This is a genomic window from Streptomyces durhamensis, from assembly GCF_000725475.1.
Classification (GTDB): domain Bacteria; phylum Actinomycetota; class Actinomycetes; order Streptomycetales; family Streptomycetaceae; genus Streptomyces; species Streptomyces filipinensis.
The window spans coordinates 136,320-153,602 of record NZ_JNXR01000009.1; the positions used below are offsets into that span (position 1 = coordinate 136,320).

At 72.4% G+C, this 17,283-nt stretch carries 16 protein-coding genes and 1 pseudogene; 10 read left to right on the top strand and 7 right to left on the bottom strand.

Translation table 11 applies throughout. The features are described 5' to 3' along the window. Window positions 1-128 precede the first annotated feature (128 nt). Window positions 129-3,404, top strand: coding sequence for an AfsR/SARP family transcriptional regulator (locus IO33_RS0115510; RefSeq protein ID WP_031164989.1), 3,276 nt, complete (start codon window positions 129-131; stop codon window positions 3,402-3,404). Window positions 3,405-3,483: 79 nt separating this feature from the next. Here the strand turns inward: IO33_RS0115510 and IO33_RS0115515 are convergent, their stop codons facing one another. Then, on the bottom strand, window positions 3,484-5,184 hold the full coding sequence (locus IO33_RS0115515) for a bifunctional 3'-5' exonuclease/DNA polymerase (protein WP_031164991.1): 1,701 nt from the start codon (window positions 5,182-5,184) through the stop codon (window positions 3,484-3,486). Window positions 5,185-5,232: 48 nt separating this feature from the next. Continuing rightward, window positions 5,233-5,982, bottom strand: coding sequence for a Clp protease N-terminal domain-containing protein (locus IO33_RS0115520; protein WP_031164993.1), 750 nt, complete (start codon window positions 5,980-5,982; stop codon window positions 5,233-5,235). 164 nt (window positions 5,983-6,146) lie between these two features. On the opposite strand from IO33_RS0115520, the gene IO33_RS0115525 reads away from it, so the two are divergent. Beyond that, window positions 6,147-7,256, top strand: coding sequence for a DUF2786 domain-containing protein (locus IO33_RS0115525; RefSeq protein WP_031164996.1), 1,110 nt, complete (start codon window positions 6,147-6,149; stop codon window positions 7,254-7,256). A 34-nt stretch (window positions 7,257-7,290) separates the two neighbouring features. Here IO33_RS0115525 and IO33_RS0115530 read toward each other — a convergent pair whose 3' ends face one another. Beyond that, a complete protein-coding gene (locus tag IO33_RS0115530; protein WP_031164998.1) occupies window positions 7,291-7,806 on the bottom strand; it encodes a DUF4232 domain-containing protein in 516 nt (171 codons plus the stop codon). 112 nt (window positions 7,807-7,918) lie between these two features. Continuing rightward, window positions 7,919-8,374: a hypothetical protein gene (locus IO33_RS0115535; protein WP_037685462.1), complete on the bottom strand. Its 456-nt coding sequence runs from the start codon at window positions 8,372-8,374 to the stop codon at window positions 7,919-7,921. Window positions 8,375-8,685: 311 nt separating this feature from the next. On the opposite strand from IO33_RS0115535, the gene IO33_RS0115540 reads away from it, so the two are divergent. The 4 genes from IO33_RS0115540 (at window position 8,686) to IO33_RS0115555 (ending at window position 10,301) form a co-directional block, all read left to right on the top strand. After that, complete coding sequence (locus IO33_RS0115540) at window positions 8,686-9,060, top strand: VOC family protein (protein WP_031165003.1); 375 nt, start codon at window positions 8,686-8,688, stop codon at window positions 9,058-9,060. 7 nt (window positions 9,061-9,067) lie between these two features. Next, entirely contained in the window at window positions 9,068-9,415 is a 348-nt protein-coding gene (locus IO33_RS0115545) for an ArsR/SmtB family transcription factor (protein WP_031165005.1), read from the top strand. After that, complete coding sequence (locus tag IO33_RS0115550; protein ID WP_031165007.1) at window positions 9,412-9,885, top strand: SRPBCC family protein; 474 nt, start codon at window positions 9,412-9,414, stop codon at window positions 9,883-9,885. Before IO33_RS0115545 ends, IO33_RS0115550 begins: the two co-directional genes overlap by 4 nt. Before the next feature lie 146 nt (window positions 9,886-10,031). Continuing rightward, complete coding sequence (locus IO33_RS0115555) at window positions 10,032-10,301, top strand: DUF397 domain-containing protein (RefSeq protein WP_031165009.1); 270 nt, start codon at window positions 10,032-10,034, stop codon at window positions 10,299-10,301. Between the two features lie 113 nt (window positions 10,302-10,414). Here the strand turns inward: IO33_RS0115555 and IO33_RS0115560 are convergent, their stop codons facing one another. Further along, window positions 10,415-10,885, bottom strand: a complete 471-nt coding sequence (locus IO33_RS0115560; protein ID WP_031165011.1) for an ATP-binding protein — start codon at window positions 10,883-10,885, stop codon at window positions 10,415-10,417. A 365-nt stretch (window positions 10,886-11,250) separates the two neighbouring features. Here IO33_RS0115560 and IO33_RS0115565 point away from each other — a divergent pair, with 365 nt between their 5' ends. The 4 genes and pseudogenes from IO33_RS0115565 to IO33_RS52420 all read left to right on the top strand — a co-directional run. After that, complete coding sequence (locus IO33_RS0115565; protein ID WP_051926761.1) at window positions 11,251-12,075, top strand: helix-turn-helix domain-containing protein; 825 nt, start codon at window positions 11,251-11,253, stop codon at window positions 12,073-12,075. 90 nt (window positions 12,076-12,165) lie between these two features. Continuing rightward, on the top strand, window positions 12,166-13,626 hold the full coding sequence (locus IO33_RS0115570) for an aldehyde dehydrogenase family protein (RefSeq protein WP_031165015.1): 1,461 nt from the start codon (window positions 12,166-12,168) through the stop codon (window positions 13,624-13,626). A gap of 108 nt (window positions 13,627-13,734) precedes the next feature. Next, window positions 13,735-14,292, top strand: a complete 558-nt coding sequence (locus tag IO33_RS0115575) for a DinB family protein (RefSeq protein WP_031165017.1) — start codon at window positions 13,735-13,737, stop codon at window positions 14,290-14,292. 6 nt (window positions 14,293-14,298) lie between these two features. After that, window positions 14,299-14,379: pseudogene (locus IO33_RS52420) on the top strand (PadR family transcriptional regulator); the annotation flags it as partial. Window positions 14,380-14,534: 155 nt separating this feature from the next. Here IO33_RS52420 and gad read toward each other — a convergent pair. Together gad and IO33_RS0115585 are read right to left on the bottom strand one after the other, a co-directional pair. Next, window positions 14,535-15,944 carry a glutamate decarboxylase gene (gene gad / locus IO33_RS0115580; protein ID WP_031165019.1) on the bottom strand — a complete coding sequence of 470 codons (1,410 nt, stop codon included), beginning with the start codon at window positions 15,942-15,944 and terminating at the stop codon, window positions 14,535-14,537. Window positions 15,945-15,969: 25 nt separating this feature from the next. Continuing rightward, window positions 15,970-17,259, bottom strand: coding sequence for an ion channel protein (locus IO33_RS0115585; RefSeq protein WP_031165021.1), 1,290 nt, complete (start codon window positions 17,257-17,259; stop codon window positions 15,970-15,972). Window positions 17,260-17,283: the final 24 nt, after the last annotated feature.

Below are 17,283 nucleotides of genomic sequence, written 5' to 3' on the forward strand. Positions count from 1 at the left end.
GGCCGGCAGACGCAAGGTGGCGAGAATCCCCCTGGGACAGGGCGGATTTCCGCCAAGGGACGGCGGGCGCACGCTCGTCGCGGAGCATGGTCGGCCCCGACCGCGCGGGAAGGCAGTGGAGCGGCGTGATGCGGCGGTGCGGGCTGCGGTTCGGACTGCTGGGACCACCGGTCCTGTACGACCGACCGCCGTTCGGAATCTCGACCGAGTCCCCCGGTGTCCTTCCCGACGGGCCCACCACCGACCGCCCCGACGGCAAGGACGGCGCCGACAACCGCCTCCGTGCCATCGGCAGCCCCAAGGTGCGTGTGCTGCTCGCCGCACTGCTGCTGGAGCCGGGCCGGGTCGTGTCGGTGGAGTCGCTGAAGGACGCCCTGTGGGGCGGGGCGCCGCCCGTCTCCGCGCAGGCCTCCCTGCACAACCACGTCACCCGGCTGCGTCGGCTCCTGGACGACCCCGACCGGCTCAGGGCCGTACCGCCGGGCTACGTACTACGCATCGCTCACGGCGAGTTGGACGTGCATGTCTTCGACGCCCGGGTCGCCGAGGCGCGGGCCGCGCATGCCCGGCGGGACTGGCCGGGTGTCGTACGGGCCTGTACGGCCGGGCTCGCGCTCTGGCGCGGCACCCCGCTCAGCGGGCTCCCCGCCGACCTCGGCGGTTACGCCCTGGTACAGCGCCTGGAGGAGGCGCGGCTGCTCCTGCTGCAGTGGCGCTACGAGGCCGAACTCGACCTGGGCGGCGCACGCCTGGCCGAGATCGTTCCCGAGCTGGCGGCGCTGGTCGCCGAGTACCCGCTGCGCGAGGCCTACCACCGTCAGCTCATGCTCGCCCTGCACCGCACCGGCCGTCAGGCCGAGGCTCTCGCCGTGCACCGTGACCTGCGGGCCCGCCTGGTCGAGGAACTCGGCATCGAACCCGGCCCGGCGGTCCGCGAGGCGCATGTCGAGGTGCTGCGGGGGAGCGGCGAGGAGCGCCGGCGGGCGGAAAAGGTGCGCGACTCCCGCCGACCGGGCGTGGCGGGCGTCGCCCGTCAACAGCCGGCGACCGACCACCGCTCGGACGTCGCCGAGGAGCAGGATGCGGCTGCGGCCCCGCACGAGGGCGGTGCGCCGGACGCGCGGCAGACCCCACGGCCGGCGCAGCTTCCGCCCCCGCCCGCCCAGTTCACCGGCCGCGACGATGCCCGCCGCGCACTGCGGAACGCGCTCACCGAGCCGCCCGCCCCCGCTCCCGCCATCGCCGTCATCAGCGGTATGGCGGGCGTCGGCAAGAGCGCGCTCGCCCTGGACGTCGCGCATGGCCTGCGGGAACGATTCCCCGATGGCCAGCTGTACGTCAACCTGCACGGCGCCACCCCCGGCATGACCCCGCTCACCTCGGCCCAGGCACTCGCCGCGCTGCTGCGGGACCTGGGCGCGGAGCCCCGCAGCATCCCCGAACACCCGGACGCCGCAGCCGCCTTGCTCCGCTCGCTGCTCGCCCCGGCCCGCGTCCTGCTGGTGCTGGACGACGCCGCGAGCGCGGCCCAGGTACGGCCGCTGCTGCCGGCCGGGCCGGGCTGCGCGGTGATCGTCACCAGCCGCTCGCCGCTGACCGCGCTCGACGGCGCCCGGCGCTTCCCGCTCGCCCCGCTGACCGGTGAGGACAGCGCGGCGCTGCTCCGCGCGGTGAGCGGGCGCGAGGGGCTGGACGCCGGGCACGCCCTGGTCGAGCTGACCGGCCGGCTCCCGCTGGCGCTGCGCGTCGTCGCCGCCCGGCTCGCCGCCCGCCGCGCCCTCACCCCGGACGTGCTGGCCGGTCAACTCGCCGAGACCGGCGGACGGTTGCGGAATCTGGAGTACGACGACCTGAGCGTCCGGCGCTCCCTGGCCGTCGCCCACGACGCCCTCGCCGCCGCCGAGCGCGAGGCGGACCGGGACGCCGCCCTCGCGCTGCGCCGCATCGGCGCGCTCGATCTGCCGACCTACGGCGCCCCACTGATCGCCCGCCTCTCCGGCACCGACGAGCGTCGCGCCGAGGCCGCCCTCGACCGCCTGGTCGACGTCGCCCTGCTGGAGGAGACCGCCTTCGGCCGCTACGTCCCGCACGACCTGGTCCGTGACTTCGCCCGCGAACTGGCGGACACGGGCAGGGGAACGGGGAAAGCCACCGGCACGCGGGCACCCGGTGCCCCGCCCGGCACCGAGCCGGGCCGCGACGGCCACGACCCGCGCCGGGAGCACGCCGGCCGGGCCGATGCCGCCGCCGTATCCGGCTCCCGCCCGGCCCCCGCCCCCGACCTGACCGCCCTGCGCTGGTACGCCGCCGTCGCCGAGCGGCTGCTGGAGGCGATCGCGGAGCCGGGGCTCGACCAGGACGACCGGCGCCGGCCGACCTCCGCGCAGCCGCCGGAACACACGGCGGACGTGGCCGGGCTGATGTCCTTCGAATCCGCCGAGCAGGCCTTCGCCTGGGGCGAGGCGGAGCTGGAGAACGTCGTCACCCTGGTGGCGCGGAACGCGGACACGCCGGATGCGGCCCGGGCCGCCCATCTCTCGGCGCTGGCACGGCTGCTCTTCCCGTACGTCCAGCGCAGCGGGCGGGTCGCCGAGATGGAGGTGCTGGGGCGGGCCGCGCTCGGGGCGGCGCGGCGGCTCGGGGACGCGGCGGCCGAGGCGTATGCGCTGGGCGACCTGGCGGGCCTGCACTTCCTGACCGGCCGGCAGAAGGACGCCCTCGCCCTCACCGACCGCTCTCTGGAGATCTGGCGGCGGCTCGGTGTGGCCTCCCGGATCCGGCGCTGCCTGAACAACCGCGGGTTGCTGCTGGAAGGACTCGGGCGGTTCGCGGAGTCCGGGGAGGCGCTGAAGCAGAGCCTCGCGTACTCACGGCAGTTGAACGACCCCTACGGGGAGGCCATCACCCACAGCCACCTCGGCAACCTCTACGAGCACACCGACCCGCGCGCCGCCATCGAGCAGCACCGGCGCTCGCTGGCGATCGGGGACGCGATCGGCGCGGTCATCGTGCAGCACTCGGCGCACTGCAACATCGGCTACGCCCATCTCACCCTGGGCGAACCGGGGGCCGCGGCCGGGCACTTCGAGGAGAGCCTGCGCATCCTCGGCGACCACGGCGACTGGCACGGCGAGTCCCAGACCCGGCTCGGCCTGGTCCGCGCGCTGCGGCAACTGGGGGAGACCGAGCGGGCGGCCCACGAGTGCGCCGAGCTGCTCAGCCGGGCCGACGCCCGCACCGACCGCTACATGGGCGGCCTGGCCCGGCACCAGCAGGGACTGCTGCTGCGCGCGCAGGGGCGGCGGCCGGAGGCGCACGGCGCCTGGCACGCGGCACTCGCGGCGCTGGACGGCACGGACGAGCAGACGATCGTGACGGAGCTGCGGGAGCTTCTCGCCCAGTGACCGAAGAGCGCGGGAACAGCGCCTCCGGGGCGCGCCCGTTCCGCCCTCGCGCCGTAACCGATGTGCGCTGCCGCAGCGCTCACTTGGCGTCGGCGTAGCACTCCACCACCGCCGTCGTGAACGGGAACCGCACCGGTGTCTCGCCGAAGGTCAGCCGTCCGGCGAGGGCGGCGGAGGCCCGGATGGCCTGGACGACCGTGTCGGCTTCCTCGGCGGGGCAGTGCACGATCACCTCGTCGTGCTGGAAGAAGACCAGCTCGGCCTTGAGGTGCGCGCAGGCCTGACGGAGCGCGGCGAGCATCAGCAGGGCCCAGTCGGCGGCGCTGCCCTGGACGACGAAGTTCCGCGCGAAACGGCCCCGCGCGCGGGAGTTGGTGGAGGCGTAGCCCGGAACCCAGGCGGTGGGGCCGTCGGCCTGCGTGCCGTCGTCGTCCTCGCCGACGGGGATGCCCGCCTCCTCCGCGGTGTCCTCGCCGGACCCGGCGGCCGGCGGGCAGGTGCGGCCCAGCCAGGTGCGCACCAGCCGGCCTTCCTCGCCCGCGCGGGCCGCCTCGTCGACGTAGGCGACGGCCTTCGGGAAGCGGCGGCGGAGCGCGGCCAGGTTCTTCAGGCCGTCGCCCGAGGTCTGGCCGTAGACCGCGCTGAGCACGGCGAGCTTGGCCTGGTCGCGGTCGCCGGAGAAGGCGCGGTCGGAGACGGACTGGTAGAGGTCGCTGTCTCGGCCGGCCACCTCCATCAGGCCGGGGTCCCGGGAGATGGCGGCGAGCACACGCGGCTCCATCTGGTCGGCGTCGGCCACCACCAGCCGCCAGCCGGGGTCGGCGACCACGGCCCGGCGGATCACCTTGGGGATCTGCAGTCCGCCCCCGCCGTTGGTCACCCAGCGTCCGGTGACCGTGCCGCCGGCGAGGAACTCGGGGCGGAAACGGCCATCGCGGACCCAGTCCTGCAGCCAGGACCAGCCGTGCGCCACCCAGATGCGGTACAGCTTCTTGTACTCCAGCAGGGGTTCGACGGCCGGGTGGTCGACGGACCGGATCTCCCAGCGGCGGGTCGAGCGCACCTTGATCCCGGCCTGCGCGAACGCCTTGACGACGTCCGCGGGCAGGTCCGGGCGCACCCGCCGTCCGAAGGCGGCGGACACCTCGTCGGCCAGCTCGGCGAGGCGGCGCGGTTCGCCGCCGCCCGCGTACCGCTCGCCCAGCAGGTCGTGCAGCAGGCCGCGGTGGACCTCGGTGCTCCACGGCAGGCCCGCGTGGTTCATCTCGGCGGCCACCAGCATTCCGGCCGACTCGGCGGCCGTCAGCAGCCGCATCCGGTCGGGGTGGGCGGTCCGCTCATGGCGCCGGAGCTGCTCGGCGTAGACCGCGAGGAGGTCGGGCAGGGGCAGGTGGGTGCCGGTGGGCTCGAACAGCGGGGACTGGGCGCCCGGTGCGGCCGAGCGCTGGGGCGGGTCGGGCGGCACGGGGCCGCCCCGGAGGCGGGCCAGGGCGGCGGCGGCCGAGCGCGGCTCGCCGTACCGGCCCTCGTGGCCCAGCAGGAGTGTCTCGGCGTCCTCGATGTCGTAGCACCGCTCTGCTCGCACCCCCGTGGCGAGCAGACGCGGGTAGACCTCGGGGGTGGACCGCCACACCCAGCGCGTCACCTCCGGGCGGCTCCGCACCGCCCCGGCGAGATCGCTCTCCCGCCGCACCGGCCCGGCGGGCAGCCCGTCCGGACCGAGGGGGGCGACGTCCACGCCTCCGTCCTCGGCCGGTGCGAGCGCCCACCGGTCGGTCATGGATGCGAGTGTGGCAGGCGGCACTGACAATGGCCCTGACCTGTGATGTCAGTCCTGGGTGCGGTCCTGCGCGGGTTCCCGGTGCTTGGCCTGCAGCAGCGCCAGCACCTCGCGGACGTACTCCTCCGTCGCCGCCTTGGTGATGCCGAGGCCGCTGAGGACGCCCTGGCCGTTCTCGTGTTCCAGCAGGGCCAGCAGGATGTGCTCGGTGCCGATGTAGTCGTGGCCGAGCCGGAGGGCCTCGCGGAAGGTGAGCTCCAGGGCCTTCTTGGCGGCGGGGCCGTAGGGGATGAGGTCGGGTACCTCGTCCGCGGCGGGCGGGAGCGCGGCGGTCGCGGCCTGGCGTACGACGTCCAGGAGGACGCCCTGCTCGGTGATCGCCTTCGCGCCCAGGCCCTCCGGTTCGGCCAGCAGTCCGAGGACCAGGTGCTCGGGGCGGCCCTCGGGGTTGCGGGCGGCCAGCGCCTCGTTGTGCGAGGCCATGACCACGTTGCGGGCGCGTGGGGTGTAGCGGCTGAAGTCGGCTGCTTCGAGGCCGGCGGACTCCTTCGGCACGAACCGTTTCTGCGCCGCCTGCCGGGTCACGCCCATGCTCCTGCCGATCTCGGTCCAGGACGCGCCCGAGCGCCGGGCCTGGTCGACGAAGTGGCCGATCAGATGGTCGGCCACCTCGTCGAGGTGATCGGCGGCGATCACCGCGTCCTGGAGCTGTTCGAGCGGCTCGGAGTGGGCCTTCTTGATGGCCTCGATGAGGTCGTCGAGGCGTACGGATGCCGTGATGTTCGGGTTGGTCGCCATGTGTCAACCGTAGGTTGCGCCCCCAAGGGTGTCAACTGTCAGTTGACAGTCGGGTTTCCCTGGGCGGAGGTACGCGTTGTAGTGGCGCGCAGAGGAATCCCGTCGTCCACAGCCTGTGGACAACACTCGGCCCGCTGTCGGTGGGGCATGGCACGATCGACGGTGTGACCAGCACTGCCAGCACCGTCGAGCGCGCCTTCCGGGCCGCCCTCTACGACGACACCGACACCGGCCTCGACACCGGCGCCTCCCTCCTCGCCGCCGACCCAGCCGCGGACGCCGAACTGGCGCGGCGGGGCGAGGAGTTCGTCGCGACGGCCTGGCGGCGCGGCTGGCAGCCCGCCGACGTCGTACGACTGGTGCGCCGCGAGCTGGACGACGCACATGTGCGCCGAGCCGCCGCACTGATCCGTGCCCAGGCCGGACAGGACCGTCCGCGCGGGCGGCGCTGGGCCGCCCAGCTGAGGGAGCTGCCCGAGGACCCCGCCCGCGAGTCCGACCGCTTCGCACAGGCCACGACCGCCCTGGAGCTGTACCGCCTGCTGCTGCGCCTGCCCGCCCTGGAGCCCCTGCAGGAGGAGACCCGCCGCGCCCCCGGCCCGGCCGCCTCCCGCATGCTCACCCGCATCCGTGCCCTGCTCGCCAAGGCCGAGGCCACCGGGTATCCGGAGGAGGCGGAGGCGCTCAGCGCCAAGGCGCAGGAGCTGATGGCGAGACACAGCGTCGACGAGGCGCTGCTCGCCGCCGAGGCGCCCGCGCCGGACGCGCCCGGCGCCTGCCGGATCGGTGTCGAACCGCCGTACGAACAGGCCAAGGCGGTCCTGCTCGACGCCGTGGCCGGCGCGAACCACTGCCGCGCGGTGTGGAACGAACCGTTCGGCTTCTCCACGGTCGTCGGCTTCGAGGCGGACCTGGAGGTGGTCGAGTTGCTCTACACCTCGCTGCTGGTGCAGGCCACGCACGCGATGGCCAAGGCGGAGGCCGCGCAGAGAGCCGGCGGGCGCAAGCGGACCAAGACCTTCCGGCAGTCGTTCCTGGCCGCCTACGCCCATCGCGTCGGCGACCGGCTCGCGGCCGCCGCCGAGACCCAGGTCACGCAGGACCTGCTGCCGGTCCTCGCCACCAGGGAGGTGGCGGTCACCGACCGGCTGGAGCGCATGTTCCCCGAGACGACCACGACCCGGCTGCGCGGCGTGAGCGACGCGGCCGGGTGGACGGAGGGTGCGCGAGCGGCGGACCGGGCCCAGGTCAGGGCCCGCCCCCGGCTGGAGTGACGCCCCGCCCAAGCGACGTCGGTCGGTGTGAGGCTCAGTCGCCGACCTGCTGGAAGGCGCTCACAGAGGCGTCCGGGCCGCTTCCGCCGGCCTGGGCCGCGACGGGGCCGTAGGACCAGGGGAAGCTCCGGGCGGTGGGGGAGCCCGGCAGGCTGATCGTCACGGTCTTCGCGTCCATGCCGGACTTGCCGCCCGCCTCGCCGCGCACATAGCTGATGGTGAAGGACGCCGAGTCGCCCTTGGCGAGCTTGAGCTTCTGGGCCTTCGCGCCCTTGAGCGCGGGCACGTCGGCCTTGGCGCCGCCGGCGTTCAGCACCACGCCCGGGAAGTGGTCCAGGGTGCACGGCTTGCTCTGGTTGGTGATGCTGACGGGAATCTCGCCCGTGTCACCGGCCTTCGGTGCGACGCTCGCCGACCCGATCTGCACGGAGACCCCGCCGATCTCGCAGGCCGAGCTGTTCTTGCCCTCGCTCTTGGTTCCGCCGCCGCCGCAAGCGGTGAGCAGCAGGGCGGCGGCGAGGGCCGAGACGGTGAGCGAAATGGCGCGCATGAGCAGGTCCCATCGAGGTCGTGACGGTGCCCCTGCATCATGGCGCCTGTGCGCCGCCCTCGCGCGCGCACCCCTCCGGAATCATCACTTCAGGTGGCACGCCCCGCCGACATCACTGTTTCACCCGGGTAGGCAGTGCCGACGGCAGCTTGCCGCCGTCCGCCTTGGTGTACGTCTCCCGGCCGGTGCCGCCCGACCAGTTCACCGTCAGGCCCTTGCCGTCCACCGAGTCGACCATGCCGGTGGCCCGGCTCTTGTCGCCGTCGGGGCAGGTCAGATGGATCATCTGCATCCCCGCCTCCTCGCCCGCGGCCCCCTGGCACCACGCCTTGTGGCCGGTCACGAACAGCCCGGCCTTCTTCCCGGTGATCACGAGGGCGACGATCTTGCCGCCGCTCGTGGTGATCCAGCTTCCCTGGAGCTTGCCGGCGGCCCCGGTCACGGCGGCGGAGCCGGAGCCCGCGGTGGATGCGGTCGCGCTCGGGGACGCCGAGGAGACGCTCTTCCCGCCCCCGCCCCCGCTGCACGCGGTCAACACGGCGACCGCGCACGCCAGCCCCGCGGCCACGGTCGCGGTCCGCAGCCTCGCGGGAGAACGCCTCGCGGTCGAAGGCCCTGCGGCAGTCGCGCTCCTTGCAGTCGCAGAAGTCACCGGAAAGCTCCCAAGCTGTAGCGGTCGGCCGCCCTCGGCCGGGGCGGCCCGCAGCAAGCTACCAGCAGTTACCAAGAGGACCTCCGGACGCCGGGCAGGAATCCGTTGTGAGCCTGCTCGCGCCCACGTCCGGCACTCGCGCCCCGCGCCGCACACCCCTCGAACCGCTATAGGTAGGCAATCCCCTACGGTTGACGCGTAGGAGAATGCCTACTTATTCTCCGGGCATGACCATCACGCACGCCTCCTTCGTCACGCTCCCCGTCTCCGACCAGGACCGCGCCCTGCGCTTCTACCGGGACGTCCTCGGCTTCGCGGTCACCGCCGACCGGGACACGCCCCAGGGCCGCTGGCTCCAGGTGGCCCCCGAGGGAGCGCGGACGGTCTTCACGCTCTCCGGGCCCGGCATGGGCGGTTTCGCACCCGGCTCCGCGCGGGGGATCATGTTGGCCACGACCGACGTCGACGCGGACTGTGCCCGGCTCGCCGAGTCCGGGATCCCCGTACAGGGGCCGGACGACCTCCCCTGGGGGCGCATGGCCTCCTTCACGGACCCCGACGGCAACGGCCTGATGCTGCTGACGGAGAAGGAAGGCTTCTGACCGCTCCATGAACGGGACGGGTACCGCCGCCGAGGACCGCGTCTTCGCCGCGCTCGCCAACGCCACCCGCCGCGAGGTGCTGCGGCTGCTGCGCGAGCGCGGACCGCAGCCGGTCCAGGCCCTGGCCGACCACTTCGACATGCGCCGCCCGAGCCTCTCGGAACACCTCAGGGTGCTCCGGGAGGCCGGCCTCGTCTCCGAACAGCGCTCCGGACGCCAGCGCATCTACCGCCTTGAGGCGGCCCCGCTCGCCGAGGTGCAGGACTGGCTCCACCCGTACGAGCGGTTCTGGCGCGAGCGGTTGCGGGGCCTCGGTGATCTGCTCGACCGCATGCCCGACGATCACCCCTCATGAGCACCGCACCCGGCAGTGACGCGGACGACCTGACCACGATCCGCGTCGACCACTTCTTCCCGCACCCGCCCGCCAAGGTCTGGCGCGCCCTGACCGAGCCCGGACTGCTCGCCCGCTGGCAGATGCCCGGCGCCGAGGACTTCCGGCTGGAGGTCGGCCACCGGTACCGGATGACCTCCGTCCCGCGTCCCAACTCCCGTTTCTCCGGCGTCGTGGAGGTGCGGGTCGTGGCCTACGACATCGAGCGGATGCTGTCCGTCCGCTGGACCGACGCCGATCCGGCCAATCCCGCGGACTGGACCATCACCTGGACCCTGGAACAGGAAGGGCGCGGTACGCGTCTCTTCCTAGTGCACGAGGGATTCGATCCGGACGAGCCGGCTCAGCTCATGGCACGGAAGATCATGGACGGGGGATGGCGTGGGCATGTCCTGCCCGCTCTGGGGCAGGCGCTGGACCAGCTTCGGTAAAGCGGACGTCAAACCTGTAACCATGGGAGTACCGCGCGTGCACGTGCATTTGCTCATGCATCTGCACATGAACAAGGTTATGATCCGGGTCAGTTGACCAGAGCATCTATGGCCACACCAGCCAGTGCACCACCGGGGAGCGACCTGTGGACCGCGACGTTGACGGCGTGTACGGGGGGTACGACGTGTACAACGGCATGGATGCCGCGCAACTGGGCGGCGTGGCCTGGCAGAAGAGCAGGCACAGCAACTCGCAGGGCTCCTGCGTGGAGTTCGCGCGACTGCCGGGCGGCGAGGTCGCCGTACGCAACTCGCGCTTCCCCGACGGCCCGGCGCTCGTCTACACGCGCGCGGAGATCGAGGCCATGCTCCTCGGCATCAAGGACGGCGAGTTCGACCATCTGATCACGAGCTGACGCCCTGGCTCCCTGCCGGGGGGTGCGGGACTCCGGTGGCAACGATGTCGGCCGTGCGGGAAGATCCGGCGCGACGCGCGTAGACATACGGCGCCCGTCGGCCCTGCGCGGCGTCAGCCGGCCGGCCGGAGCCGGAACAGCGCCCAGACGACCTTGCCGTGCAGGGTGCCGGCGAGCGGGTGCCAGCCCCAGCTGTCGGAGAAGGAGTCGACCAGGAACAGTCCGCGTCCGGACTCCGCGGAGAAGTCGTCCGAGTCGCGCGGGACCGGCGTCTGGTGGCTCGGGTCGCGCACCGCGCACACCAGTCGCTCGCTCCAGCGCATCAGATGCAGCCGTACGGAGGCGCGGTCGGGACATCCCGCCGCGTCCGGCAGCGCATGGCGCAGCGCGTTGGTGACGAGTTCGGAGACGACGAGACATATGTCGTCGAAGCGGTCGCCGACGTCCCACTGGTCGAGGGTGCCCCGGGTGAAGCGCCGGGCTTCGCGCACCGCTTCGAGCCGGGCGGGGAGGGCGCAGGAGGCGGCATCGGACACGGCTGCGGGATCCAGCGGCGGAAGGCCCTGCCGTAACGGCTTGAGCATGGTCGATCCATTCGTCCCCATGCGAGGCACTCCCGAGAGTTCGCGGTCGTTGCGATGCAGCGGTGGCGCGGCACCATGGTTTCGGATGCGCACAGCAGATGCAAGGGCAGATGCACGTGCACGCGACCGAAATAGCACTTCCCGTACCGCTTCTTGGCCATTTTTTCCGCCATCTTGCCGACGGTTGTCGTCAGTGGTCCTGACCTCTTCCCGAAAACAGGCGGGCAGAAACGGGCCGCCTCTTTCCGTTTCCGTAACCGGACGAGTACTGCTCGAAGTGTTTTAGTGGCAGACTGCGGGCCCTGAAGACGGTTGGGGAGGCGGCGAACGTGAGCGCGGGAGAGCCCGGATCGGTGGTGCGGCGGATGCTGCTCGGCTCGCAACTCAGGCGACTGCGTGAAGCTCGGGGGATCACGCGCGAGGCGGCGGGGTACTCCATCCGAGCCTCCGAGTCGAAGATCAGCCGGATGGAGCTGGGCCGGGTGAGCTTCAAGACCAGGGACGTGGAGGACCTGCTGACGCTGTACGGCATCACGGACGAGACGGAGCGCGAGTCACTGCTCTCCCTCGCCCGCGAGGCCAACGTGGCCGGCTGGTGGCACAGTTACACCGACGTCCTGCCCAGCTGGTTCCCCACCTATGTGGGCCTGGAGGGCGCCGCGTCCCTCATCCGCGTCTACGAGGTGCAGTTCGTCCACGGCCTGCTGCAGACCCGGGAGTACGCCCGCGCGGTGGTCCGGCGCGGTATGAAGGGCGCGAGCTCCGCCGACGTGGAGCGGCGGGTCGCGCTGCGGCTGGAACGGCAGAAGTGCCTGCTCTCCGACAACGCCCCCGAGTTCCACATCGTCCTCGACGAGGCCGCCCTGCGCCGCCCCTACGGCGACCGCGAGGTCATGCGCGGCCAGCTGCAGCACCTCATCGACATCTCCGAGCGGCCCAACGTACGGCTGCAGGTCATGCCGTTCAGCTTCGGCGGGCACTCCGGCGAGAGCGGCGCCTTCACCATCCTCAGCTTCCCCGACGCCGACCTGTCCGACGTCGTCTACCTGGAGCAGCTGTCCAGCGCCCTCTACCTGGACAAGCGCGAGGACGTCGCCCAGTACGAGCAGGCGCTCAAGGAACTGCAGCAGGACAGCCCGGGCCCCGACGAGAGCCGGGACCTGCTGCGAGGTCTTCTGCAACTGTCCTGAGGGCTCCTTCAACTCGCTTGAAACGCAGGTACGATGACGTGCGATCAGACCGTGACCGGGATCTGGCTCCGCTAGTGATTGAGGGATCACATGTCGTCCTACTTCACCGACCTGGCCCAGCAGTACATCGACGGCGAGTGGCGTCCGGGCACCGGCTCCTGGGACGTGATCGACTTCAACCCGTACGACGACGAGAAGCTGGCCTCGATCACGGTGGCCACGGTCGACGAGGTGGACCAGGCCTACCGGGCCGCCGCCCGTGCCCAGAAGCAGTGGGCGGCGACCAACCCCTACGCCCGCCGGGCGGTCCTGGAGCGGGCGCTCAGACTCATAGAGGACCGTGAGCGGGAGATAGCCGACCTGATCGTCGCGGAACTGGGCGGCACGCGCGTGAAGGCCGGTTTCGAGCTGCACCTCGCCAAGGAGTTCCTGCGCGAGTCGATCCACCTGGCGCTGCGCCCCGAGGGCAGGATCCTGCCCTCCCCGGTCGACGGCAAGGAGAACCGCGTCTACCGGGTACCGGTGGGTGTCATCGGTGTGATCAGCCCCTTCAACTTCCCCTTCCTGCTGTCGCTGAAGTCGGTCGCCCCGGCGCTCGCGCTCGGCAACGGCGTGGTCCTCAAGCCGCACCAGAACACCCCGATCGCGGGCGGCACCCTGATCGCGAAGATCTTCGAGGAGGCCGGGCTGCCCGGCGGTCTGCTCAACGTGGTCGTCACCGACATCGCCGAGATCGGCGACGCGTTCATCGAGCACCCGGTCCCGAAGGTCATCTCCTTCACCGGCTCCGACAAGGTCGGCCGGCACGTGGCCACCGTCTGCGCCGCCAACTTCAAGCGCTCGGTGCTCGAACTGGGCGGCAACAGCGCGCTGGTGGTCCTGGACGACGCCGACCTCGACTACGCGGTGGACGCGGCGGTCTTCAGCCGTTTCGTCCACCAGGGGCAGGTCTGCATGGCCGCGAACCGCGTGCTCGTGGACCGCTCGATCGCCGAGGAGTTCACGGGGAAGTTCGTCGCCAAGGTGAAGTCGCTGAAGGTCGGTGACCCGCGCGACCCGCAGACCGTCATCGGTCCGGTGATCAACTCCCAGCAGGCGAACGCCATTTCCGGCACCGTCGAGCAGGCGGTCGCCGAGGGCGCCACCGCCCTGGTGCGGGGCGGCACCTCCGGCAACCTGGTCGAGCCCAGCGTGCTGACTGACATCCCCGCCGACTCCGTGCTGCTCCAGCAGGAGGTCTTCGGCCCGGTCGTCTTCCTCATCCCGTTCGACGGCGAGGAGGAGGCGCTCCGCATCGTCAACGACACCCCCTACGGCCTCAGCGGCGCCGTCCACACCGGTGACATCGAGCGCGGTGTCGCCTTCGCCAAGCAGATCGACACCGGCATGTTCCACGTGAACGACGGCACGGTCCACGATGAGCCGATCGTGCCGTTCGGCGGCGAGAAGCACTCCGGCATCGGCCGCCTCAACGGCGAGACGACGCTGGAGTCGTTCACGACCGTCAAGTGGATCTCGGTGCAGCACGGCCGCAGCGCGTTCCCGTTCTGACGAATTCCGGCCGAGGAGGGCCCTTGCGGACAACACCTGACCGCAAGGGTCCGTAACGTCATCGGTGTCAGGGCGAGAGCCCCGGTGAACCGATGAAAGGCGGCCGTCATGGTCAAGCACGTGCCTGCGGAGGCGAAGGGCGACGAGCGAGGAGCGCTGCTGGCGTTCATCGAGGAGCAGCGCGGCGGGATCCGCCGGGCCGTGCTCGGCCTGACCGACGAACAGGCCCGCACCCGCCCCAGCGCCAGCGAGCTCTCCCTGGGCGGCCTGCTCAAGCATGTCGCCGAGGTCGAGCAGGGCTGGGTCGCACGCGCCAAGCAGGAGCAGCCGGCGGTCCGGCGTGACGAGTCGAACTGGCAGGACTGCTTCCGGCTGAGCGACGACGAGACGGTCGCCGGGCAGCTGGCGTACTGGGAGGAGGTCGCCGCCGAGACGGAGAAGTTCATCCGCTCGGCGCCGAGCCTGGACGACACCTTCCCGCTGCCGCCCGACCCCTGGTTCCCGCCGCAGGCCCGGGTCTCGCTGCGCTGGCTGTGTCTGCACCTGATCCGCGAGACGGCCCGGCACGCCGGCCACGCCGACATCATCCGCGAGTCCCTGGACGGCCGGACGGCCTTCGAGCTGGTGGCCCAGGAGGCCCAGGACCAGGGCGCATCCTGGGGGTGATCGCCGGCCCGGCAAGGGCTGCTGCACGCCCACGAGATCGCGCCGTCCCCGGCCGACGGGCCGCCGCGCACCGCGTACGAGCTGACGGCTGCTCGCCGAGGGCGAGGAGAACCCGTACGCGACGGGGGAGCGGCATCCGGAGGGCGACCGCCGGCACCAGCGGGGTGACGGGGAGCGGGCGAGCGCGCTCCGCCGGCGGTGGACCGGGCGCGTCCGGCCCTTCCGCGGCCCCTCGCCGGGCCCTAGTGGTGGAAGCCGGTGGCCGCCTGCTTGTCCCGGGTCAGGGGGTGCGGCTGCCGGCGCAGCTCGGGCAGCAGGCGGGTCAGGTCCTCCAGGAACAGGTCGGCCAGGTCGTGCGAGAAACCGTTGCGGCACACGATCCGCAGCACGGAGAGGTCCTCGCGGTGCGCCGGGAAGGTGTACGCGGGCACCAGCCAGCCGCCCTCGCGCAGCCGCCGGGAGACGTCGAAGACGTCGTACGAGGTGATGTCGTCGGCCGTGGTCAGCGCGAACACCGGCAGCTGGTCGCCGCGTGTGAGCAGCCGGAAGTCGCCGAGTGCCGCGATCTTCCCGGCGAGCGTGGTGGCCACGTCCCGCGTCGACTGCTGCACCGCGCGGTAGCCCTCGCGGCCCAGGCGCAGGAACGTGTAGTACTGCGCCACGACCTGGGCGCCGGGCCGGGAGAAGTTGAGCGCGAAGGTCGGCATGTCCCCGCCCAGGTAGTTGACCCGGAAGACCAGTTCGTCGGGCAGCGCCTCCCGGTCCCGCCACAGCGCCCAGCCGACTCCGGGATACACCAGCCCGTACTTGTGCCCCGAGGCGTTGATCGAGGCCACGCGCGGCAGCCGGAAGTCCCAGACCAGGTCCGGGTCCACGAAGGGTGCCACCATGCCGCCGGACGCGCCGTCCACGTGCACCGGGACGTCGAGCCCCGTCCGCTCCTGCAGGGCGTCCAGGGCGGCGCACAGCTCCGCGATGGGCTCGTAGGAGCCGTCGAACGTCGAGCCGAGGATGCCGACCACCCCGATGGTGTTCTCGTCGCACAGCTCGACGGCGGCCTGCGGGTCCAGGTGGAACCGGTCGCCCTCCATGGGTACCAGCCGCGCTTCCACCTCCCAGAAGTTGCAGAACTTCTCCCAGCAGACCTGGACGTTGATGCCCATGACCAGGTTGGGCCGTGCGCCGCCGGGGTAGCGGTCGGCGTTGCGCCGCGTCCAGCGCCGCTTCAGCGCCATCCCGGCGAGCATGCACGCCTCGCTGGACCCGGTCGTCGAACAGCCCACCACTGCCGACGGGTCCGGCGCGTTCCACAGGTCGGCGAGCATCGCCACACAGCGCCGCTCCAGCTCGGCCGTGCGCGGGTACTCGTCCTTGTCGATCATGTTCTTGTCCCGGCACTCGGCCATCAGCACCCCGGCCTGCGGTTCCATCCAGGTGGTGACGAACGTGGCCAGGTTCAGCCGGGAGTTGCCGTCCAGCATCAGCTCGTCGTGCACCAGCTGGTACGCCGTCGACGGGGGCAGCGGCGCGTCCGGGAGCCGGTGCGTGGGCGGGGCCTCGGCCATGCCGCCGACCGGATCGGCCTCGCCGAAGAACGGATTGACCGACATCGTCCGCTCTTCGTGCTTCTCGGGACCTTTGTGCAGAGCCATGAACGTGCCTCCAGGGAAGGTTTTTTCAGCGGAGTGGGGTGCCGTCCTCACGCAGCTGCATCTGCGGACGCCCCGTCACCAGCAGCCAGGCCGGCAGTGACGCGATGCACAGCAGGGCGAGGATCGCGGGGGAGGCGACCAGGGCTGCGGCGGTGAACAGGCTCACCCAGCCCTGCCGGGTGACCGCCAGGAGCATGCCCAGGACGCCTGTGGCCACGCCCAGCGCCGGATGCACGGCCGGAACGAGCGCGTGGGCGCACAGACCCAGGGCGGCGCCGACGAAGACCGCCGGGAAGATACGGCCGCCCCGGAAGCCGCAGGACGCGGCGACGAGCAGCGCGGCCAGCTTCACCACCGCCATCACGGCGAACTGCCCCGCCGACCAGCCCGCCGGGTCGTGGGCCAGCTCCCCGACCTCGAAGAGCCCCTTGAACAGCGTCAGACGGCCGCCCAGGGCCCCCAGGGCGCCCAGTACGACCCCGCCGGCCGGAAGCATCAGCATCGGGTGCCGTAGCCGCCGGAAGGCCGCGTGGACGTAAGGGAAGGCGTACACGGCGCACATGCCGAGCAGCGCGGTCGCCGAGGCGATCACGAGGGCCGCCAGGACGTCCTTCCCGTCCGGGTGGCCCAGGGGCGGGAGCCCGAGGTCGAAGGTCGGATGGGACACCAGGGTGGTGGTGATCGCCCCGCACGCGCCGGCGGTCAGCGGCGCGAACAGGTTGTCCCACAGCCGGCCGCGCATCGGGCGTCCGGCCAGCGCCTCGGAGATGACCAGCGCCGCCGCCACCGGCGTGCCGAACAGCGCGCCGATCGTCGCCGACTCGGCCAGCACCGGCCACAGGCTGCCCGGTGTCCGGGGCATCAGGCGGGCGCCGAGCCAGGCTGCGAGGCTCACGTTCACGGCGATGATCGGGTTCTCCGGGCCGAGGCTCGGACCGCCGGCCAGCATCAGCCCGGTCGCCAGCACCAGGCCGGGCAGCACGACCGGCGCCATGGCCGGGGCGTTCAGGCCCACGGTGGCCGGGTCGGGACCGGCGTGGCCGGGCACCTTCCAGACCACCAGCCCGACCGCGATCCCGGTCGCCACGAGCATGACGAAGATCCACAGCACCGAGTAGGGGCCCACCCCGAGAGCGTCCGGCAGCGGCCCCCACAGCACGTGCTGGAGCTGCTCCGCCGCCGCGCTGACCCCGATGAAGGCCAGGCTCGCGCCCACGCCCACGACCGCGGCGGGCAGGATGAAGGGCAGCAGGGCCCGCGCCGGAGCCGTAGGGGCGGTCGGCGGCGCCTGTGACGCGTGGGGTTCCTGGGCCACGGGCTCACCATAAACGGACAAAAT